This is a genomic window from Cupriavidus necator A5-1, from assembly GCF_000744095.1.
GTDB classification, from domain to species: Bacteria; Pseudomonadota; Gammaproteobacteria; order Burkholderiales; family Burkholderiaceae; genus Cupriavidus; species Cupriavidus necator_A.
Genome location: NZ_JQLI01000008.1, coordinates 3,244,684 through 3,260,562 on the forward strand (window position 1 = coordinate 3,244,684; position 15,879 = coordinate 3,260,562).

Here is a 15,879-nt window from a genome sequence, read left to right on the forward strand (position 1 = left end):
GCTCATGGCTGCGCCGCACCATCCTAGCTTTACAAATCGCGCGGCACGATAAAACTGGTGGATTGCCGGATTTCGGCACTCCCCCGCTCCGTGCGTTCGCTCGTGACCGTCACGCTGATCTTGTGCGTACCCTGCGCCGCGTTCTCAATTGGCACGCGGATGCGGATCGGCAACAGCCGGTTGGAGGTCGGCGCCAGCGCTTCGGCCTGCTTGTCGTATTCGACCGTCAGGTTCTTCAGCTCGTCGCTGTCGGCGCGCACGCTGATGCGCATCGGTCCTTCGGTCGTGTTAATCAGCTGCAGCCGATAGACGTTCTCGATCCAGCGCCCTTCCACTTCGCGGCCCAGCGCGCCGCGGTCGCGGATGATGTCCACCTTCAGCGGCGTGCGCAGCGCAATCGAGGCCACGAAGCCCGCCATCAGCGCGAGCCAGATCACCGAATAGATGATCACGCGCGGGCGCAGCAGCCGTTTGCGCGACGCCGCCGCGGACAGGGCCTTGCGCATCGCGTTTTCCGAGGTGTACCGGATCAGGCCGCGCGGATAGTCCATCTTGTCCATGACCTGGTTGCAGGCGTCGATGCAGGCGCCGCAGCCGATGCACTCGTACTGCAGGCCGTCGCGGATATCGATCCCGGTCGGGCACACCTGCACACAGATGCTGCAGTTGACGCAATCGCCCAGGCCCGCCTTGTAGTGGTCGGTCTTGCGCGAACGGCTGCCGCGCGGCTCGCCGCGGCCGACGTCGTAGGTCACGACGTAGGTGTCGCGATCGACCATCACGCTCTGGAAGCGTGCATACGGGCACATGTACTTGCACACCTGCTCGCGCATAAAGCCGGCGTTGCCCCAGGTGGCGAATGCGTAGAACAGCATCCAGAACGCCTGCCATGGCCCGAGCGACAGGGCCAGCACCTCACCGCCCAGCTCGCGGATCGGCGCGAAATAGCCGATGAAGGTAAAGCCGGTCCACAGCGCGATCAGTACCCACAGGAAGTGCTTGGTCGCTTTCAGGCGCAACTTCCGCAAGCTCCAGGGATCGCCGTCCAGCCGGATGCGCGCGATGCGATCGCCCTCGATCCGCCGCTCGATCCACATGAAGATCTCGGTGTAGACCGTCTGCGGACAAGCATAGCCGCAGAACAGCCGCCCCGCGATCGCCGTGAACAGGAACAGCGCCAGCGCCGAAATGACCAGCAGCACCGCCAGGTAGATGACGTCCTGCGGCCACAGCACCATTCCGAAGATATAGAACTTGCGCGCCCCAAGGTCGAACAGCACGGCCTGGCGGCCATTCCATTGCAGCCAGGGCGTGCCGTAGTAGACCAGCTGGGTAAGGATCACCAGCCAGACCCGCCAGCTGGAAAACGCGCCGGTCACCGAGCGCGGATAGATCTTGCGGCGGACCTCGTACAATGTTTCGTCAGAGGATTCGCCAGGCACAGCCGCCGACCGCTGTGGGTCGGCCGCCCGGGCCATCTCTTGCCTCCCGGGTGCGTTCATGGGCGTGGTCTCCCGCGGGCGGCCAGCGCCCGCTCACATGAGTCGCCTGTCATTGCCTGGCACCTCCGCCGGTATTGGACAGCCCCCAGACATAGGCGGTCAGCATCCGGATGCGCTCGGGCGTCAGGATCTCCTCATGCGCGGGCATATGGTTGTTGTGGCCCTTCAGGATGGCGTCGACAATGCTGGCTTCCGCGCTGCCATAGAGCCAGACCTTGTCGGACAGGTTCGGCGCACCGAGCGCCTGGTTGCCCTTGCCGCCGGCACCGTGGCAAGCCGCGCAGGTCGACTTGAAGGTGCCCTCGCCACGCGAGGCGCGGATCGGATCCGACGACAGGCCCGACAGAGAACGCACGTACTGCGCTACGTCCCCTGCCAGCTTGGCGTCGATGGTCGCGGCAAACGGCGGCATCACGCCATTGCGTCCCTTTGTGATGGTCTGCTGGATCGTCTCCGGCTCGCCGCCATAGAGCCAGTCGCCGTCGGTCAGATTCGGGAAGCCGCGGCTGCCGCGTGCATCGGAACCATGGCACTGCGCGCAGTAGTTCAGGAACAGGCGCTGGCCGATCTCGCGCGCCTGCGGGTCGCCCGCCACCTGCTTGACGTCCATCTTCAGGTACTTGGCGTAGATCTCCTTCTGCATCTGCTCCTGCGCCGCGCGGTGGGCGGCCAGTTCGCCTTGCGTCGAGGACTTCAGCACGCCGGCGTACGAACCCAGCCCGGGGTAGAGCACCAGGTAGGCCAGTCCGAAAATGCAGGTCAGCAGGAACATCCACATCCACCAGCGCGGCAGGGGGTTGTTCAGCTCGCGCAGGTCGCCGTCCCAGACGTGGCCGGTGTCCTCGGTGGCGCCGGCGGTCTTGGTAATCTTGCGTTGCGAGAACAGCAGCCAGACGCACCAGACGATGCCGACGAGCGCGATCGCGGCAATGTAGTAACTCCAGAAATCGGAAAAGAAATCGCTCATGGCTAGGTGTTCCGGCTCGATGTTGTCGTGGGTTCGTCAGGCAGCGCGAACGGCAGCATGGCGGATTCCCGATTGGCGGCCTGCCGGCCGGCGGACCACGCCCACCAGCAGATCCCCAGGAAGACGACCATCGACACGACGGTCGCAATGGCAGTGATCATGGCCATGGCTTACTCCTTGGCCGGTGCCGGGGCAGCGGCGGCTTCCACACGCACGTTGCGGCGGTTGGTGCCCAGCCCTTGCAGGTAGGCCACCAGCGCGTCTTCCTCGGTCTTGCCCTTGAGCGCGTCCGGCGCCTTGGCAATCTCGGCTTCGCTGTAGGGAACGCCCAGCCTGACCAGTGCGCGCATGCGCGCCTGGATATCGTTGGTGGGCAGCTCTGCCTTTTCGAGCCACGGGTAAGACGGCATCACCGATTCAGGCACCACATCGCGCGGATTGCGCAGGTGGATGCGTTGCCAGTCATCCGAATAGCGGCCGCCGACACGCGCCAGGTCAGGCCCGGTACGCTTCGAGCCCCACAGGAACGGATGGTCGAAGACCGACTCGCCAGCGGTGGAGAAATGGCCGTAGCGCTCAGTCTCGGCCTGCAGCGTGCGCACCTGCTGCGAGTGGCAGCCGACGCAGCCTTCGCGGATATAGATATCCCGGCCCATCAATCGCAGCGGCGAATACGGGGTGATACCCGGATCCGGTTCGGTGGTGGAGTGCTGGAAGAACAGCGGCACGATCTGGACCAGACCCGCGATGCTGACCACGAGGATCGTGCAGATGATCAGCCAGCCGATGTTCTTCTCCAGCGTTTCGTGGGAAAAGAATCTTTGTTTGTCGGACATCTTTCTATCCTGGATTGGTCAGTGGGCAGAGGCAGGAATGCTGGCCGGGATCGGGGCATCCACGGCACGCTTGCCGACGATGGTCTTGACCATGTTGTAAGCCATCAGCAGCATGCCGGACAGGAAGCAGATGCCACCGAGCAGACGGATCAGGTAGAACGGGTACTTGGCCTTGACCGCTTCGACGAAGGCGTAGGTCAGCGTGCCGTCAGGCTGGGTGGCGCGCCACATCAGGCCTTCCATCACGCCGGCGATCCACATCGAGGCAATATAGAGCACCACGCCGATGGTCGCGACCCAGAAGTGCCACTCGATCAGCCGCACGCTGTACATCTGCTTCTCGCCGAACAGGCGCGGGATCAGGTAGTAGAGCGAACCGATGGAAATCATCGCCACCCAGCCCAGCGCGCCGGAGTGCACATGGCCGATGGTCCAGTCGGTGTAGTGCGACAGCGCGTTGACGGTCTTGATCGACATCATCGAGCCTTCGAACGTGGCCATGCCGTAGAACGACAGCGCCACCACCAGGAACTTCAGGATCGGGTCGGTGCGCAGCTTGTGCCACGCGCCCGACAGGGTCATGATGCCGTTGATCATGCCGCCCCACGAGGGCGCTAGCAGGATCAGCGAGAACACCATGCCGAGCGACTGCGCCCAATCCGGCAGCGCGGTGTACTGCAGGTGGTGCGGGCCGGCCCACATGTAGGTGAAGTTCAGCGCCCAGAAGTGGACGATGGACAGGCGGTAGGAGTAGATCGGGCGCTCGGCCTGCTTGGGGATGAAGTAGTACATCATCCCAAGGAAGCTGGTGGTCAGGAAGAAGCCCACCGCGTTATGGCCGTACCACCACTGGATCATGGCGTCCTGCACGCCGGCGTAGGCCGAGTAGGACTTCCACAGCGACACCGGCATCTCGATGTTGTTGACGATATGCAGCAGTGCGATGGTCAGGATGTAAGCGCCGAAGAACCAGTTGGCCACGTAGATGTGTTTGGTCTTGCGCTTGACGATGGTGCCGAAGAACACGATCGCGTAGGCGACCCAGACCGCGGTGATCAGCAGGTCGATCGGCCACTCCAGTTCGGCGTATTCCTTGGAACTGGTGATGCCCAGCGGCAGCGTGATGGCGGCGGCGACGATGACCAGCTGCCAGCCCCAGAACGTGAAGGCCGCGAGCGGGCCGCAGAACAGCCGGGCCTGGCAGGTACGCTGGACCACGTAGTACGACGTGGCGAACAGCGCGCTACCGCCAAAAGCAAAGATCACCGCATTGGTATGCAACGGCCGCAGGCGGCCGAACGACAGCCAGGGCGTGTTGAAGTTGAGTTCGGGCCAGATCAGCTGTGCTGCCAGCAGCACGCCGACGGCCATGCCGACGATCCCCCAGACTACTGTCATGACAGCGAACTGTCTTACGACGCCGTAATTGAAGGTGTCGACGCGTGAAGACGCGGCAGTGACATCCATTCAGACCCCCAAGCTTAGAGAAGAGAAAAAACCTACTGACGGTGTGACTTTAGAAAAACCGTGCTGTCGGTGCGTTGATCTTTATCAAGTCGTTCAGGACGCCTGGTGAACCTCGCCGGCAATGCCGGGTCGGAGGCGCACGGCGGCGCGCTCACGGCTTGTCGTTGTCCAGCAAAATTGACTCGGCGGGCCGGTCCAGGTCGTCGTACTGCCCCGCATGCAACGCCCACCACAGCGCGCCAGCGATCACCACGACCAGCACCAGGCTCATCGGCACCAGCAGGTAGAGTGTTTCCATCGTCAGCTTCCCTTGCCCCCGGCACGCAGCAGGCGCCAGGCGTTGGCCACCACCAGCAGCGACGACAGGGACATGCCGATGCCGGCCATCCAGGCCGTGACAAAGCCTGTCGCCGCCAGCGGAATGGCGACCACGTTGTAGAAGAAGGCCCAGCCCAGGTTCTGGCGCACCACGCGACGCGTCTTGCGCGACATCGCCAGCGCGGTAGCGATCTCGGCCACGCCGCCATGAGTGAGCACCGCATCCGCACCAGCCTGCGCCAGCGGCGCACCGCTGCCGATCGCAATCGATACTTGCGCCTGCGCCAGCACCGGTGCGTCATTGATGCCATCGCCCACGGCCAGCACCACCGCCCCGCCCTGCTGCAGGCGCGCGACGTAATCGCGCTTGCCTTCGGGTGTCACTTCGCCGGCCACGCAGTCGATGCCGAAGTGCGATCCCCACCAGTGCACGGCCGCGGCGTTGTCGCCGGAGACCAGGTGGCAGCGCACGCCTAGTTCGCGCAAGCGGGCGAGCAATTCAGAGGTCTGCTGCCGTTCGACATCGGCCAGCACGATGCGCGCTAGCGGGCCGGATTCCGACCCGAGCCACACCACCGTCGCACCAGGATGATCCGGCTCGCAGGTATCCACATCTGGCGGCTTGAAGTAGTGCGCGCTCTTTCGCTTGCCGATTGTGTGCTCCCTCTCCCGCCTGCGGGAGAGGGTTGGGGTGAGGGCCAGGCGTGTCGACGAAGTGAGGCAGTGCGGTATGCCACCTCCTGCCCTCACCCCCGGCCCCTCTCCCGCAGGCGGGAGAGGGGAGCAAACCTCCGGCATCTGAGCCACGAAATCGCCGCGGCCAAGCCTAAGCCGGCGGCCATCCACGATCGCCTCCAGACCCTGTCCAGGCACATTGCGCATGCCAGTGACCTGTAAGGACGATCCAGCGTGGTCTGCCGCTGCCACCAACGCTCGCGCAATCGGATGCTCGCCGCCGCGTTCCATTGCCGCAGCCAGCCCCAGGCATTGCGCCTGATCCAGTTCAGCAAGTGGCTCAACCACTGCGACCGCAAAGCGCCCTTCGGTCAGCGTTCCAGTCTTGTCGAGCACCACGTCGGTCACGCGCGCCAGCGTCTCCAGCGCATGGCCGCGCGTCAGCAACACCCCACGCCGCGACAGCGCCGCACCGGCCGCGGCCAGCGCCGCCGGCGTAGCCAGCGACAGTGCGCATGGGCAACTGACCACCAGCACCGCAATCGTCACGAGCAGCGCGCGCGAAGGATCGATCCACAGGCCCCACACCACGCCGGTCAGCGCCGCCAGTACCAGCAGCGTCGCCACGAACCAGCCCGCGACGCGGTCGGCCAGCGTCGCCAGGCGCGGCTTCTCCGCCAGCGCGCGGTCCAGCACGGCGACGATCTCGGCCAGGCGCGTGCCGGCGCCGACGCGCGTGACGCGCACTTCCAGCGGGCTTGCGGTGTTGTAGCAGCCGGCCAGCACGGTTTCATCGGCGCAGCGGCGCACCGGGCGGCTCTCGCCGGTCAGCATGGATTCATCGAGCTCGCTCGCGCCCGCCACCACGGTGCCGTCGGCGGGAACGATCTCGCCCGCCTTGACGCGGATAAGGTCGCCCACGCGCAGGCGCGCCACCGGCACGCGCTCGCCCGTGGCGCCCATGCCGGGCAGTCGTTCACAGGTGGCAGGCAGCTGGCGCGCCAGCATCTCGGCGCCGCTGCGCGACGCCTGCCGCACGCGCAGTTCCAGGTAGCGGGCCAGCAGCAGGAAGGCGACGAACATCGTCACCGAATCGAAATAGACTTCGCCGATGCCGCGCACGGTGGCCAGCGCACTGGCGACAAAGCCCGCGCCGATGCCGATGGCCACGGGCACGTCCATGCCCATATGCCGCTGGCGCATGCTGCGCCAGGCGCCGGCAAAGATCGGCGAGGCTGCATAGAACACGACCGGCAGCGTCAGCGCGAAGCTGGCCCAGCGCATCAGCTGCAGCTGGCCCGGGTCGATGGTGGCTTCATGAGTGTAGATCGGCCACGCGTACATCATCACCTGCATCATGCCGAGCATGGCCACGGCCATGCGCATCAGCAGGCCGCGGCGGGCGCGGCGGTCCTGCTGGTCGGTGCGCGAGACTTCGAACGGCCAGGCCATGTAGCCGATGCCGGCCAGCGCGGCCAGCAGCCCCGCCACCGTCTGGGCGCCGTCGCGCCAGCGCACCACCACGCGCCGGGTGGCGACGTTGGCGACTGCGGATTCCACGCCCGGCTGCCGGCTCAGGTGCTGTTCGATCAGCCACGCGCAGGCGGCACAGCGGATGTTCTCCGGCGCCAGCGTGATCTCGGCGCGGCCGCCGTCCAGCGGCCGCACGAACTGGCTGCGCAGCTCAGGGGTGTCGTAGGCGGCCCAGATCGGCTCGGCCTCGCGCCGGGCATCGTCATCGATCGGGCGGGCAAAACGGGCTTCGTCGCCGTAGAGATGGGCAAAGCCGGCGGCGTGCAGCGTCTGGGCCAGGGCCTGGCATCCGCCGCAGCAGAACACGCGGCGGGTGCCGTCCAGCTCGGCGGCGAGCGGCTCCGGATCGGTCACGGGCAGGCCGCAATGGAAGCACGCAAGCTGCGCGCCGGTGCTGGCCAGGGCACTACCCGCCGGGTCGCGGAGCGCTGGCGAGGAGTTGGAGGCCAGCAGGCTGGCAGGGGGGCTGGTGGCTGGGGACGACATGGGGACCTTTTCTACCCGGTGCAGGGTATAGGGAGGTCCCGGCATCGACCTTGATATAGGTCAATGCGGCCCGGCTATCGTCGCGCCGGGCCGGAAAAACCACTCAGGTGAGCGAGGTGTCCATGATGCGGCGCTCGGACTCCAGGTACTCACGCGACTGCATCTCGATGATGCGCGACACGGTCCGGTGGAACTCGTTGGCCATCTGGCCCTCAGTGTAGAGCTCGTCCGCGGGCACTTCAGCCGACATCAGCAGCTTGACCTTATGGTCGTAGAAGACGTCGATCAGCCAGGTGAAGCGGCGCGCCTCCGACGACATGCGCGGCGTCATGCGCGGCACGTCGGACAGGATCACGGTATGGAACTGGGAGGCCAGCTCCAGGTAGTCGTTCTGTGAGCGCGGGCCGCCGCACAGCGTGGCGAAGTCAAACCACACCACGCCGTTGGCCTTGCGCAGCGCACGCAGCTCGCGGTGCTCGATATGCAGCAGCGGCGACTCGTCGGCCACGCCGGCAATCGAGGTAAAGGCGTCGCGCAGGGCGGAACTGGCCTTGGCGCCGAGCGGCGTGTGGTACGCCTGCACCTGCTCCAGCGCGCGCTTGCGGTAATCGATGCCCGCGTCGACGTTGAGCACGTCAAGCTTCTGCTGCAGCAGCGCGATGGCCGGCAGCACGCGGTCGCGGTGCAGGCCATCCGGATACAGCAGGTCCGGGCGGTAGTTGGAAGTCATCACGAACTGCACACCGTTCTCGAACATCTGCTGCAGCAGGCGATGCAGGATCATCGCGTCGGCGACGTCGCTGACGTGGAACTCATCGAAGCAGATCAGCCGGAAGCGGCGCGCAATGCGTTTGGCCAGCTCATCCAGCGGATCGGGACGGCCGCGCAGCTCCTCGAGCTGGCGATGGACCTCGCGCATGAACTCGTGGAAATGCAGCCGCGTCTTGCGCACCACCGGCACGCAGGTATAGAAACTGTCCATCAGGAAGGACTTGCCGCGTCCCACCCCGCCCCACAGGTAGACGCCCTTGGGCACCTCGGGACGAACCAGCAGCTTCTTCAGCGCGTTGTTGCGGCGGCTCTTGTAGGCCACCCACTCGTCGTAGCACTGCTGCAGCCGGGCCACGGCGCGCAATTGCGCTTCGTCGGACTGGTAGCCGCGCTCCTTCAGTTCCTTCTCGTAGTACTCGGTGACGTTCATGCTAAGGGGTCCCTGCGGGACGGCCCGCAAGTGAAAACGGCGCGCCGCGGATGCGGCGCGCCGGTACACAGGCAATGCGAAGCATGCGCCTTACATATTAAGCTGACGCTTGTCGACGGCCAGCGCGGCTTCACGCATGACTTCCGACATCGACGGGTGCGGATGGCAGACGCGGCCGATATCCTCGCTGGCGGCCTTGAACTCCATCGCCACCACGGCTTCGGCGATCAGGTCCGAAGCGTTGGCAGCCACGATATGCACGCCCAGGATCTCGTCGGTCTTGGCATCGGCCAGCATCTTGACGAAGCCTTCCGGATGGCCCATGCCCAGCGCACGGCCGTTGGCCATGAACGGGAACTGGCCCGCCTTGAACTCGCGGCCTTCGGCCTTGAGCTGGGCTTCGGTCTTGCCGACCCATGCGATTTCCGGGAAGGTGTAGATCACCCACGGAATGCAGTTGTAGTCGATGTGCGGCTTCTGGCCGGCGATGCGCTCGGCCACGGCCACGCCTTCGTCCTCGGCCTTGTGCGCGAGCATCGGGCCGCGCACCACGTCGCCGATGGCCCACAGGCCCGGCACCTTGGTGGCGCAGTGGTCGTCGACCTCGATGAAACCGCGCTGGTCCACGCCCAGGCCCACGGCTTCCAGGCCCAGGTTGTCGGTGTTGGGCACACGGCCGACCGACACGATCAGGCGATCGACTTCCAGCGTCTGCGCGGCGCCGTCCTTGTCGGTGTAGCCGACGGTGACGCCGTTCTTGCCGGTCTTGACTTCGGTGACATTGACGCCGAGGCTGAACTTCAGGCCCTGCTTGGTCAGCAGCTTCTGCGCTTCCTTGGCCACGCCTTCATCGCAGGCGCCCAGGAAGGCCGGCAGCGCTTCCAGCACGGTCACGTCGGCACCCAGGCGGCGCCACACCGAGCCCAGCTCCAGGCCGATCACGCCGGCGCCGATCACGCCCAGCTTCTTCGGCACGGACGGGAACTTGAGGGCGCCCTCGTTATCGCTGATGAGGTCGTTGTCGACGGGAATGCCCGGCAGGTGGCGCGCCTTCGAGCCCGTGGCGATGATGACCTGCTTGGCGGTTACGACTTCACCGGCGATCTCGACCTGGAAGCCCTCGGCGGTCTTGCCGACGAACTTGCCGTAGCCCTTGAGCAGCGTCACCTTGTTCTTGCGGAACAGGAACTCGATGCCCTTGGTCATCTTGCCGACCACGTCGTCCTTGCGCTTGAGCATCTTGGCCACGTCGACCTTGACGTCGCCCACGGTGATGCCGTGGTCGCCCAGGTGGTGCTGGACGTTCTCGACCTCTTCCGAGGAAGCCAGCAGCGCCTTGGAGGGGATGCAGCCCACGTTCAGGCAGGTGCCGCCCAGGCGCGGTTCGCTCTTGGGATCGTCGTAGGCGTTGCCTTCGCAGCAGGCCACGTTCAGGCCCAGCTGGCCGGCACGGATCGCGGCGATATAGCCGCCGGGGCCGGCGCCGATCACCAGCACGTCGAATTGTTTGCTCATGGATTTCCTTTGTGGGCGCCGGCAGCATGTGCCGGCGCGCCGTCAACACTGGAGATGCGGGATGCGCCCCGCGCGGCAGGCGCGCGGGGGGACCGGTGATTACAGGTCCAGCAGCAGGCGGGCCGGATCTTCCAGCGCGTCCTTCATGGCGACCAGGCCCAGCACGGCTTCGCGGCCGTCGATGATGCGGTGGTCGTAGGACATCGCCAGGTAGTTCATCGGGCGGATCACGATCTGGCCGTCTTCCACCACCGGGCGGTCCTTGGTGGCGTGCACGCCCAGGATGGCCGATTGCGGCGGGTTGATGATCGGAGTCGACAGCATCGAGCCGAACACGCCACCGTTGGAGATCGAGAAGGTACCGCCGCTCAGTTCGTCCAGCGACAGCTTGCCGTCACGGGCCTTGACGCCGAACTCGGCGATCTTCTTCTCGATGTCGGCCAGGCTCATCTGGTCGGCATTGCGCAGGATGGGCACCACCAAGCCGCGCGGCGAACCCACGGCGATACCGATGTCGAAGTAGCCGTGGTAGACGATGTCGTTGCCGTCGATCGAGGCGTTGATCAGCGGGAACTTCTTCAGCGCGTGCACCGCGGCCTTGACGAAGAACGACATGAAGCCCAGCTTCACGCCGTGTTCCTTCTCGAAGCGGTCCTTGTACTTGTTGCGCAGGTCCATCACCGGCTTCATGTTCACTTCATTGAAGGTGGTGAGGATGGCGTTGGTGGCTTGCGACTGGAGCAGGCGCTCGGCGATACGGGCGCGCAGGCGGCTCATCGGCACGCGCTCTTCCGGGCGGTCGCCCAGCGCGGCGAAGTCGACCGGAACCGAAACCTGCTGCAGTGCCGGCTTGGCCGCGGCCGGAGCCGGGGCAGCCTTGGCGGCCGGAGCGGCGGCGGCGGCCAGCGCATCACCCTTGGTGATGCGGCCGTCCTTGCCGGTGCCGGCAACCTGGCCAGCCGACAGGCCGGCTTCGGCCATCAGCTTGGCAGCCGACGGCATGGCCACGCCGCCAGCGGCGGCCGGAGCGGCGGCGGCGGCCGGTGCCGGGGCAGCGGCGGCAGGAGCCGGAGCGGCAGCAGCCGGTGCGGCGGCGCCAGCGGTGGCTTCGGTGTCGATCTTGGCGATGATCTCATCGGCCACGACGGTGTCGCCGTCGTTCTTGACGATCTGCGAGAGCACACCAGCCGACGGGGCCGGCACTTCCAGCACGACCTTGTCGGTTTCGATTTCGATCAGGATCTCGTCCTGGGCGACGGCTTCGCCAGGCTTCTTCTTCCAGTTGAGCATGGTCGCTTCGGCGACCGATTCGGACAGTTGCGGAACCTTGACGTCAACAATAGCCATGGTTGTGAATTCCTCGTGTTATGCGTGTTGTCTTTATGCTGGCAGTGCCACGGCGAACACCTGCGCGCGTCGCCGTGGCTGCCGCTTGATTTACTTGGTCAGAACAAAGCCCTTGAGCTTGGCGAAGGCAGCATCCAGCAGCGCCTTCTGTTGCTCGTTGTGCTTTGCGTAGTAGCCCACCGCCGGCGAAGCCGAGGCAGGACGACCGGCATAACCGAGCTTCTGGCCTTCCGTCATGTTTTCCATGATGTAGTGCTGCACGAAGAACCAGGCGCCCTGGTTCTGCGGCTCATCCTGGCACCACACGATTTCGGTGGCGTTCGGATACTTCTTCAGTTCCGCGGCCACGGCCTTGTGCGGGAACGGGTACAGCTGTTCCAGGCGGATGATCGCGGCGTCGTTGGCCTCGCGTTCCTTGCGCGTGTTGACCAGGTCGTAGTAGACCTTGCCCGAGCACATGATGATGCGCTTGACCTTGCTCGCGTTCAGTTCTTCCTGGTCGGCGATCACGGTCTCGAAGTGGCCCTTGGCCAGCTCCGACAGCGACGACACGGCTTCCTTGTTACGCAGCAGCGACTTCGGCGTCATGATCACCAGCGGCTTGCGGAACAGGCGGATCATCTGGCGGCGCAGCAGGTGGAAGATCTGGGCCGGCGTGGTCGGCTGGCAGACCTGCATGTTGTGGTCCGCGCAGAGCTGCAGGAAACGCTCGATACGGGCCGAGCTGTGTTCCGGACCCTGTCCTTCGTAGCCGTGCGGCAGCATCAGGGTCAGGCCCGAGGCGCGGCCCCACTTCACTTCGCCCGACGAGATGAACTGGTCGATCACCACCTGGGCGCCGTTGACGAAGTCGCCGAACTGGGCTTCCCAGATCACCAGCGCGTTCGGTTCGGCGGCCGAGTAACCGTATTCGAAGCCGAGCACGGCCTCTTCGGACAGCACCGAGTCGATCACCGTGAACGGTGCCTGGTTTTCCGACACGTTCTGCAGCGGCACGTAGCTGCCGGCATCCCAGCGCTCACGGGCCTGGTCGTGCAGCACGGCGTGGCGGTGGGTGAAGGTGCCGCGGCCGGCGTCCTGGCCGGTGATACGCACCGGATAGCCCGACGACACCAGCGAAGCGAAGGCCAGGTGCTCACCCATGCCCCAGTCCAGCGGCTGGTCGCCGCGGCCCATGTTTGCGCGGTCCCTGACGACCTTCTCCACCAGCGGGTGCAGCTTCAGCGTCTCAGGCGTGGTGGTGATGCGTTCGGCCAGGCGCTTCAGTTCGGTCACCGGCACGGCGGTGTCGGCGGCGTCGGTCCACTTGCGGTTCAGGAACGGCATCCAGTCCACGGCGAACTTGTTCTTGAAGTTCGACAGGACGGGGTCGGCGGTGTGCTTGCCGGCGTCCATCGCGGCGCGGTATTCCTTGACTTTCTCGTCGCCGAACTCGGCCGGGACCAGCTTCTGCGCCGCCAGCTTTTCGGCGTACAGCTTGCGCGTGCCGGGGTGCTGGCCGATCTTCTTGTACATCAGCGGCTGCGTGACCGCCGGGGTGTCCTGCTCGTTGTGGCCCAGCTTGCGGAAGCAGATGATGTCGACCACGACGTCCTTGTTGAATTCCATGCGGAAATCAACGGCCAGCTGCATGGCGTACACCACCGCTTCGGGATCGTCGCCGTTCACGTGCAGCACCGGGGCCTCGATCATCTTGACCACGTCCGTGCAGTACAGCGTCGAGCGGGCGTCGCGCGGGTCGGAGGTGGTGAAGCCGATCTGGTTGTTGATGACGATGTGCATCGTGCCGCCCGTGCCGTAGCCGCGGGTCTGCGCGAGGTTCAGCGTCTCCATCACCACGCCCTGGCCGGCAAAGGCGGCGTCGCCGTGCACCTGCACCGGCAGCACTTCCTTGTGGCCGACTTCGCCACGGCGTTCCTGGCGGGCCTTGGCCGAGCCTTCGACCACCGGGTTGACGATTTCCAGGTGAGACGGGTTGAATGCCAGCGACAGGTGGACCGGGCCGCCGTCGGTCGAGACATCGCTCGAGAAGCCCTTGTGGTACTTGACGTCACCGGCCGGCAGGTCGTCGACGTGCTTGCCTTCGAATTCGGCGAACAGGTCGGCGGGCATCTTGCCCAGGGTGTTGACCAGCACATTCAGGCGGCCGCGGTGGGCCATGCCGATCACGATTTCCTGCACGCCCTTGCTGCCGGCGTGCTGGACCAGTTCGTCCATGGCGGCGATGAAGCTTTCGCCGCCTTCCAGCGAGAAGCGCTTCTGGCCGACGTACTTGGTGTGGAGGAAGCGCTCCAGGCCTTCGGCCGCGGTCAGGCGGTCGAGGATGTGCTTCTTCTTTTCCAGCGTGAAGACCGGCTTGGAACGCGTGGTTTCCAGGCGCTCCTGCCACCAGCGCTTCTGCGCCTGGTCGCTCACGTACATGAATTCGGCGCCGATGGTGCCGCAGTAGGTTTCGCGCAGGTTGTTCAGCAGATCGCGCAGGCTCATCGACTCCTTGCCAAAGTACGTATTGCTGGCATTGAAGACGATGTCGAGGTCAGCTTCGGAAAAACCGTAGAACGCGGGGTCCAGATCCGGCAGGGGCGGACGCTCCTGGCGCTTGAGCGGATCCAGGTCGGCCCAGTGCGAACCGATGTTGCGGTAGGCGGCGATCAGCTGGGTGGCAGCGACGCGCTTGCGGCCCATGTCGGAATCGGCCGAGGCAACGATGGTCTTGATGGGGCCTTGCTTGGCGCGCTCGGCGAACGAGGCAACGATGGGAGCGTGGGCAACGTCCCGACCGTTCGAGCCGTCGACGGCGGGAACGTTCTGCATGGCGTCGAAATACGAACGCCAGTTGTCGGGAACCGAGGCGGGGTTCTGGAGGTAGGCTTCGTACAGTTCTTCGACATACGGGGCGTTACCGCCGAAGAGGTACGAATTGCTCTGATACTGCTGCATCATGGGACGCTCACTATTCTCCGGGAATGCCGGAGTTCAGCGGGTTATTCAACCTTCCGCGACACGGCTTGACCGGTTAGCGGATTGCAAACAACTCTTGGGAGCCCAACTGAGGCGCTTACGCAAACGGCACCATTAGGTGCCGGATGTGCTGGCGTCCTCACAAGGCCCGAAAGGGCAAGTTGTGCGGGGAAGGACCTAAGTCTTCACGGCGGTAAGCATAGCATGTTTGCTTTGCAGGCATGTTGACTTTTCGCGATGCGAAACCCTGTGGCACGACAATTCGCCGCGCCATCGGCGCTTTAGTAACATCCGCACAACAATCAGAATCGCGGCTCTATCTGGTCCACCGCGTCGGTGATCAGTCCGTCGAGCCCCCATTCAAGCAATTGCGCCGCCCGCGTCGGGTCGTTCACGGTATAGCTGAGCACCCGATAACCGGCCGCATGCGCGGCGGCGATGATGCCGGCATCGAGTTCGCGGTGGTTGGCATCCAGCGCCACGCAGCCCAGCCGGCGCAGCCGCTCGGGCCAGTCCGCGGGCAGCTTGTCGAGCAGCAGCGCGCGCGGCAGGTCAGGCGCCACACGCGCGGCGGCGGCCAGTGCCTCCTCGGAAAAGGACGACAGCAGCGGCGGCACTGCGGCGTCCGCCCACAGCGATTGCGCATCGAGCGCCACCGCCGCGCCGGTGCGGTCCTCGGTACCGGGCACCGGCTTGATCTCGATATTGACCATGAAGCCGTTGGCCAGCGTATAGCGCGCGATGGCCGCCAGCGTCGGCACCGGCTCGCCGGCGTAGGCCGCGCTGTGCCAGCTGCCGGCGTCGAGCTGCGCGAGCTCGCCCAGCGTCAGCGCATCCACCCTGCCCTTGCCGCTGGTGGTGCGGTCGAGCGTGGCGTCGTGCATCAGCACCGGCTTGCCGTCGGCCGACAGCTTCACGTCGAACTCGAACATCCGGTAGCCGAAGCCCGCGCCATGGCGGAACGCGGCCAGCGTGTTCTCGGGCGCGAGCTTGCCGGCGCCGCGGTGGGCGATGTAGCGGGGATACGGCCAGGCCCGCGCCGCTTGCTGGGTGTCTGCTGCGTGTGCCATC

At 65.6% G+C, this 15,879-nt stretch carries 12 protein-coding genes; all 12 read right to left on the reverse strand.

What is annotated here, in order from left to right:
* Window positions 1-29: 29 nt before the first annotated feature.
* Window positions 30-1,478, reverse strand: coding sequence for a cytochrome c oxidase accessory protein CcoG (gene ccoG, locus K307_RS39115; protein ID WP_230626395.1), 1,449 nt, complete (start codon window positions 1,476-1,478; stop codon window positions 30-32).
* 73 nt (window positions 1,479-1,551) lie between these two features.
* Window positions 1,552-2,469, reverse strand: coding sequence for a cytochrome-c oxidase, cbb3-type subunit III (gene ccoP, locus K307_RS39120; protein WP_042886422.1), 918 nt, complete (start codon window positions 2,467-2,469; stop codon window positions 1,552-1,554).
* A gap of 2 nt (window positions 2,470-2,471) precedes the next feature.
* Window positions 2,472-2,636, reverse strand: a complete 165-nt coding sequence (locus tag K307_RS39125; RefSeq protein ID WP_042886423.1) for a cbb3-type cytochrome oxidase subunit 3 — start codon at window positions 2,634-2,636, stop codon at window positions 2,472-2,474.
* A 3-nt stretch (window positions 2,637-2,639) separates the two neighbouring features.
* Window positions 2,640-3,305: a cytochrome-c oxidase, cbb3-type subunit II gene (ccoO, locus tag K307_RS39130; protein ID WP_042886424.1), complete on the reverse strand. Its 666-nt coding sequence runs from the start codon at window positions 3,303-3,305 to the stop codon at window positions 2,640-2,642.
* Between the two features lie 18 nt (window positions 3,306-3,323).
* Window positions 3,324-4,772, reverse strand: a complete 1,449-nt coding sequence (gene ccoN, locus K307_RS39135) for a cytochrome-c oxidase, cbb3-type subunit I (protein WP_042886425.1) — start codon at window positions 4,770-4,772, stop codon at window positions 3,324-3,326.
* A gap of 151 nt (window positions 4,773-4,923) precedes the next feature.
* Window positions 4,924-5,070 (reverse strand): cbb3-type cytochrome oxidase assembly protein CcoS, encoded by a 147-nt coding sequence (gene ccoS, locus K307_RS39140; protein WP_010809469.1) that lies wholly within the window; start codon window positions 5,068-5,070, stop codon window positions 4,924-4,926.
* Between the two features lie 2 nt (window positions 5,071-5,072).
* Entirely contained in the window at window positions 5,073-7,784 is a 2,712-nt protein-coding gene (locus tag K307_RS39145; RefSeq protein ID WP_042886426.1) for a heavy metal translocating P-type ATPase, read from the reverse strand.
* A 103-nt stretch (window positions 7,785-7,887) separates the two neighbouring features.
* Window positions 7,888-8,985: a cell division protein ZapE gene (zapE, locus tag K307_RS39150; RefSeq protein WP_042886427.1), complete on the reverse strand. Its 1,098-nt coding sequence runs from the start codon at window positions 8,983-8,985 to the stop codon at window positions 7,888-7,890.
* Window positions 8,986-9,075: 90 nt separating this feature from the next.
* Window positions 9,076-10,500, reverse strand: coding sequence for a dihydrolipoyl dehydrogenase (gene lpdA, locus K307_RS39155; RefSeq protein WP_042886428.1), 1,425 nt, complete (start codon window positions 10,498-10,500; stop codon window positions 9,076-9,078).
* 99 nt (window positions 10,501-10,599) lie between these two features.
* Complete coding sequence (gene odhB, locus K307_RS39160) at window positions 10,600-11,847, reverse strand: 2-oxoglutarate dehydrogenase complex dihydrolipoyllysine-residue succinyltransferase (RefSeq protein WP_042886429.1); 1,248 nt, start codon at window positions 11,845-11,847, stop codon at window positions 10,600-10,602.
* Window positions 11,848-11,937: 90 nt separating this feature from the next.
* Window positions 11,938-14,790: a 2-oxoglutarate dehydrogenase E1 component gene (locus tag K307_RS39165; protein ID WP_042886430.1), complete on the reverse strand. Its 2,853-nt coding sequence runs from the start codon at window positions 14,788-14,790 to the stop codon at window positions 11,938-11,940.
* Between the two features lie 320 nt (window positions 14,791-15,110).
* The gene (gene ugpQ / locus K307_RS39170; RefSeq protein ID WP_042886431.1) at window positions 15,111-15,878 is read right to left on the reverse strand and encodes a glycerophosphodiester phosphodiesterase; all 768 of its coding nucleotides are present in this window, start codon (window positions 15,876-15,878) and stop codon (window positions 15,111-15,113) included.
* Window position 15,879 lies beyond the last annotated feature (1 nt).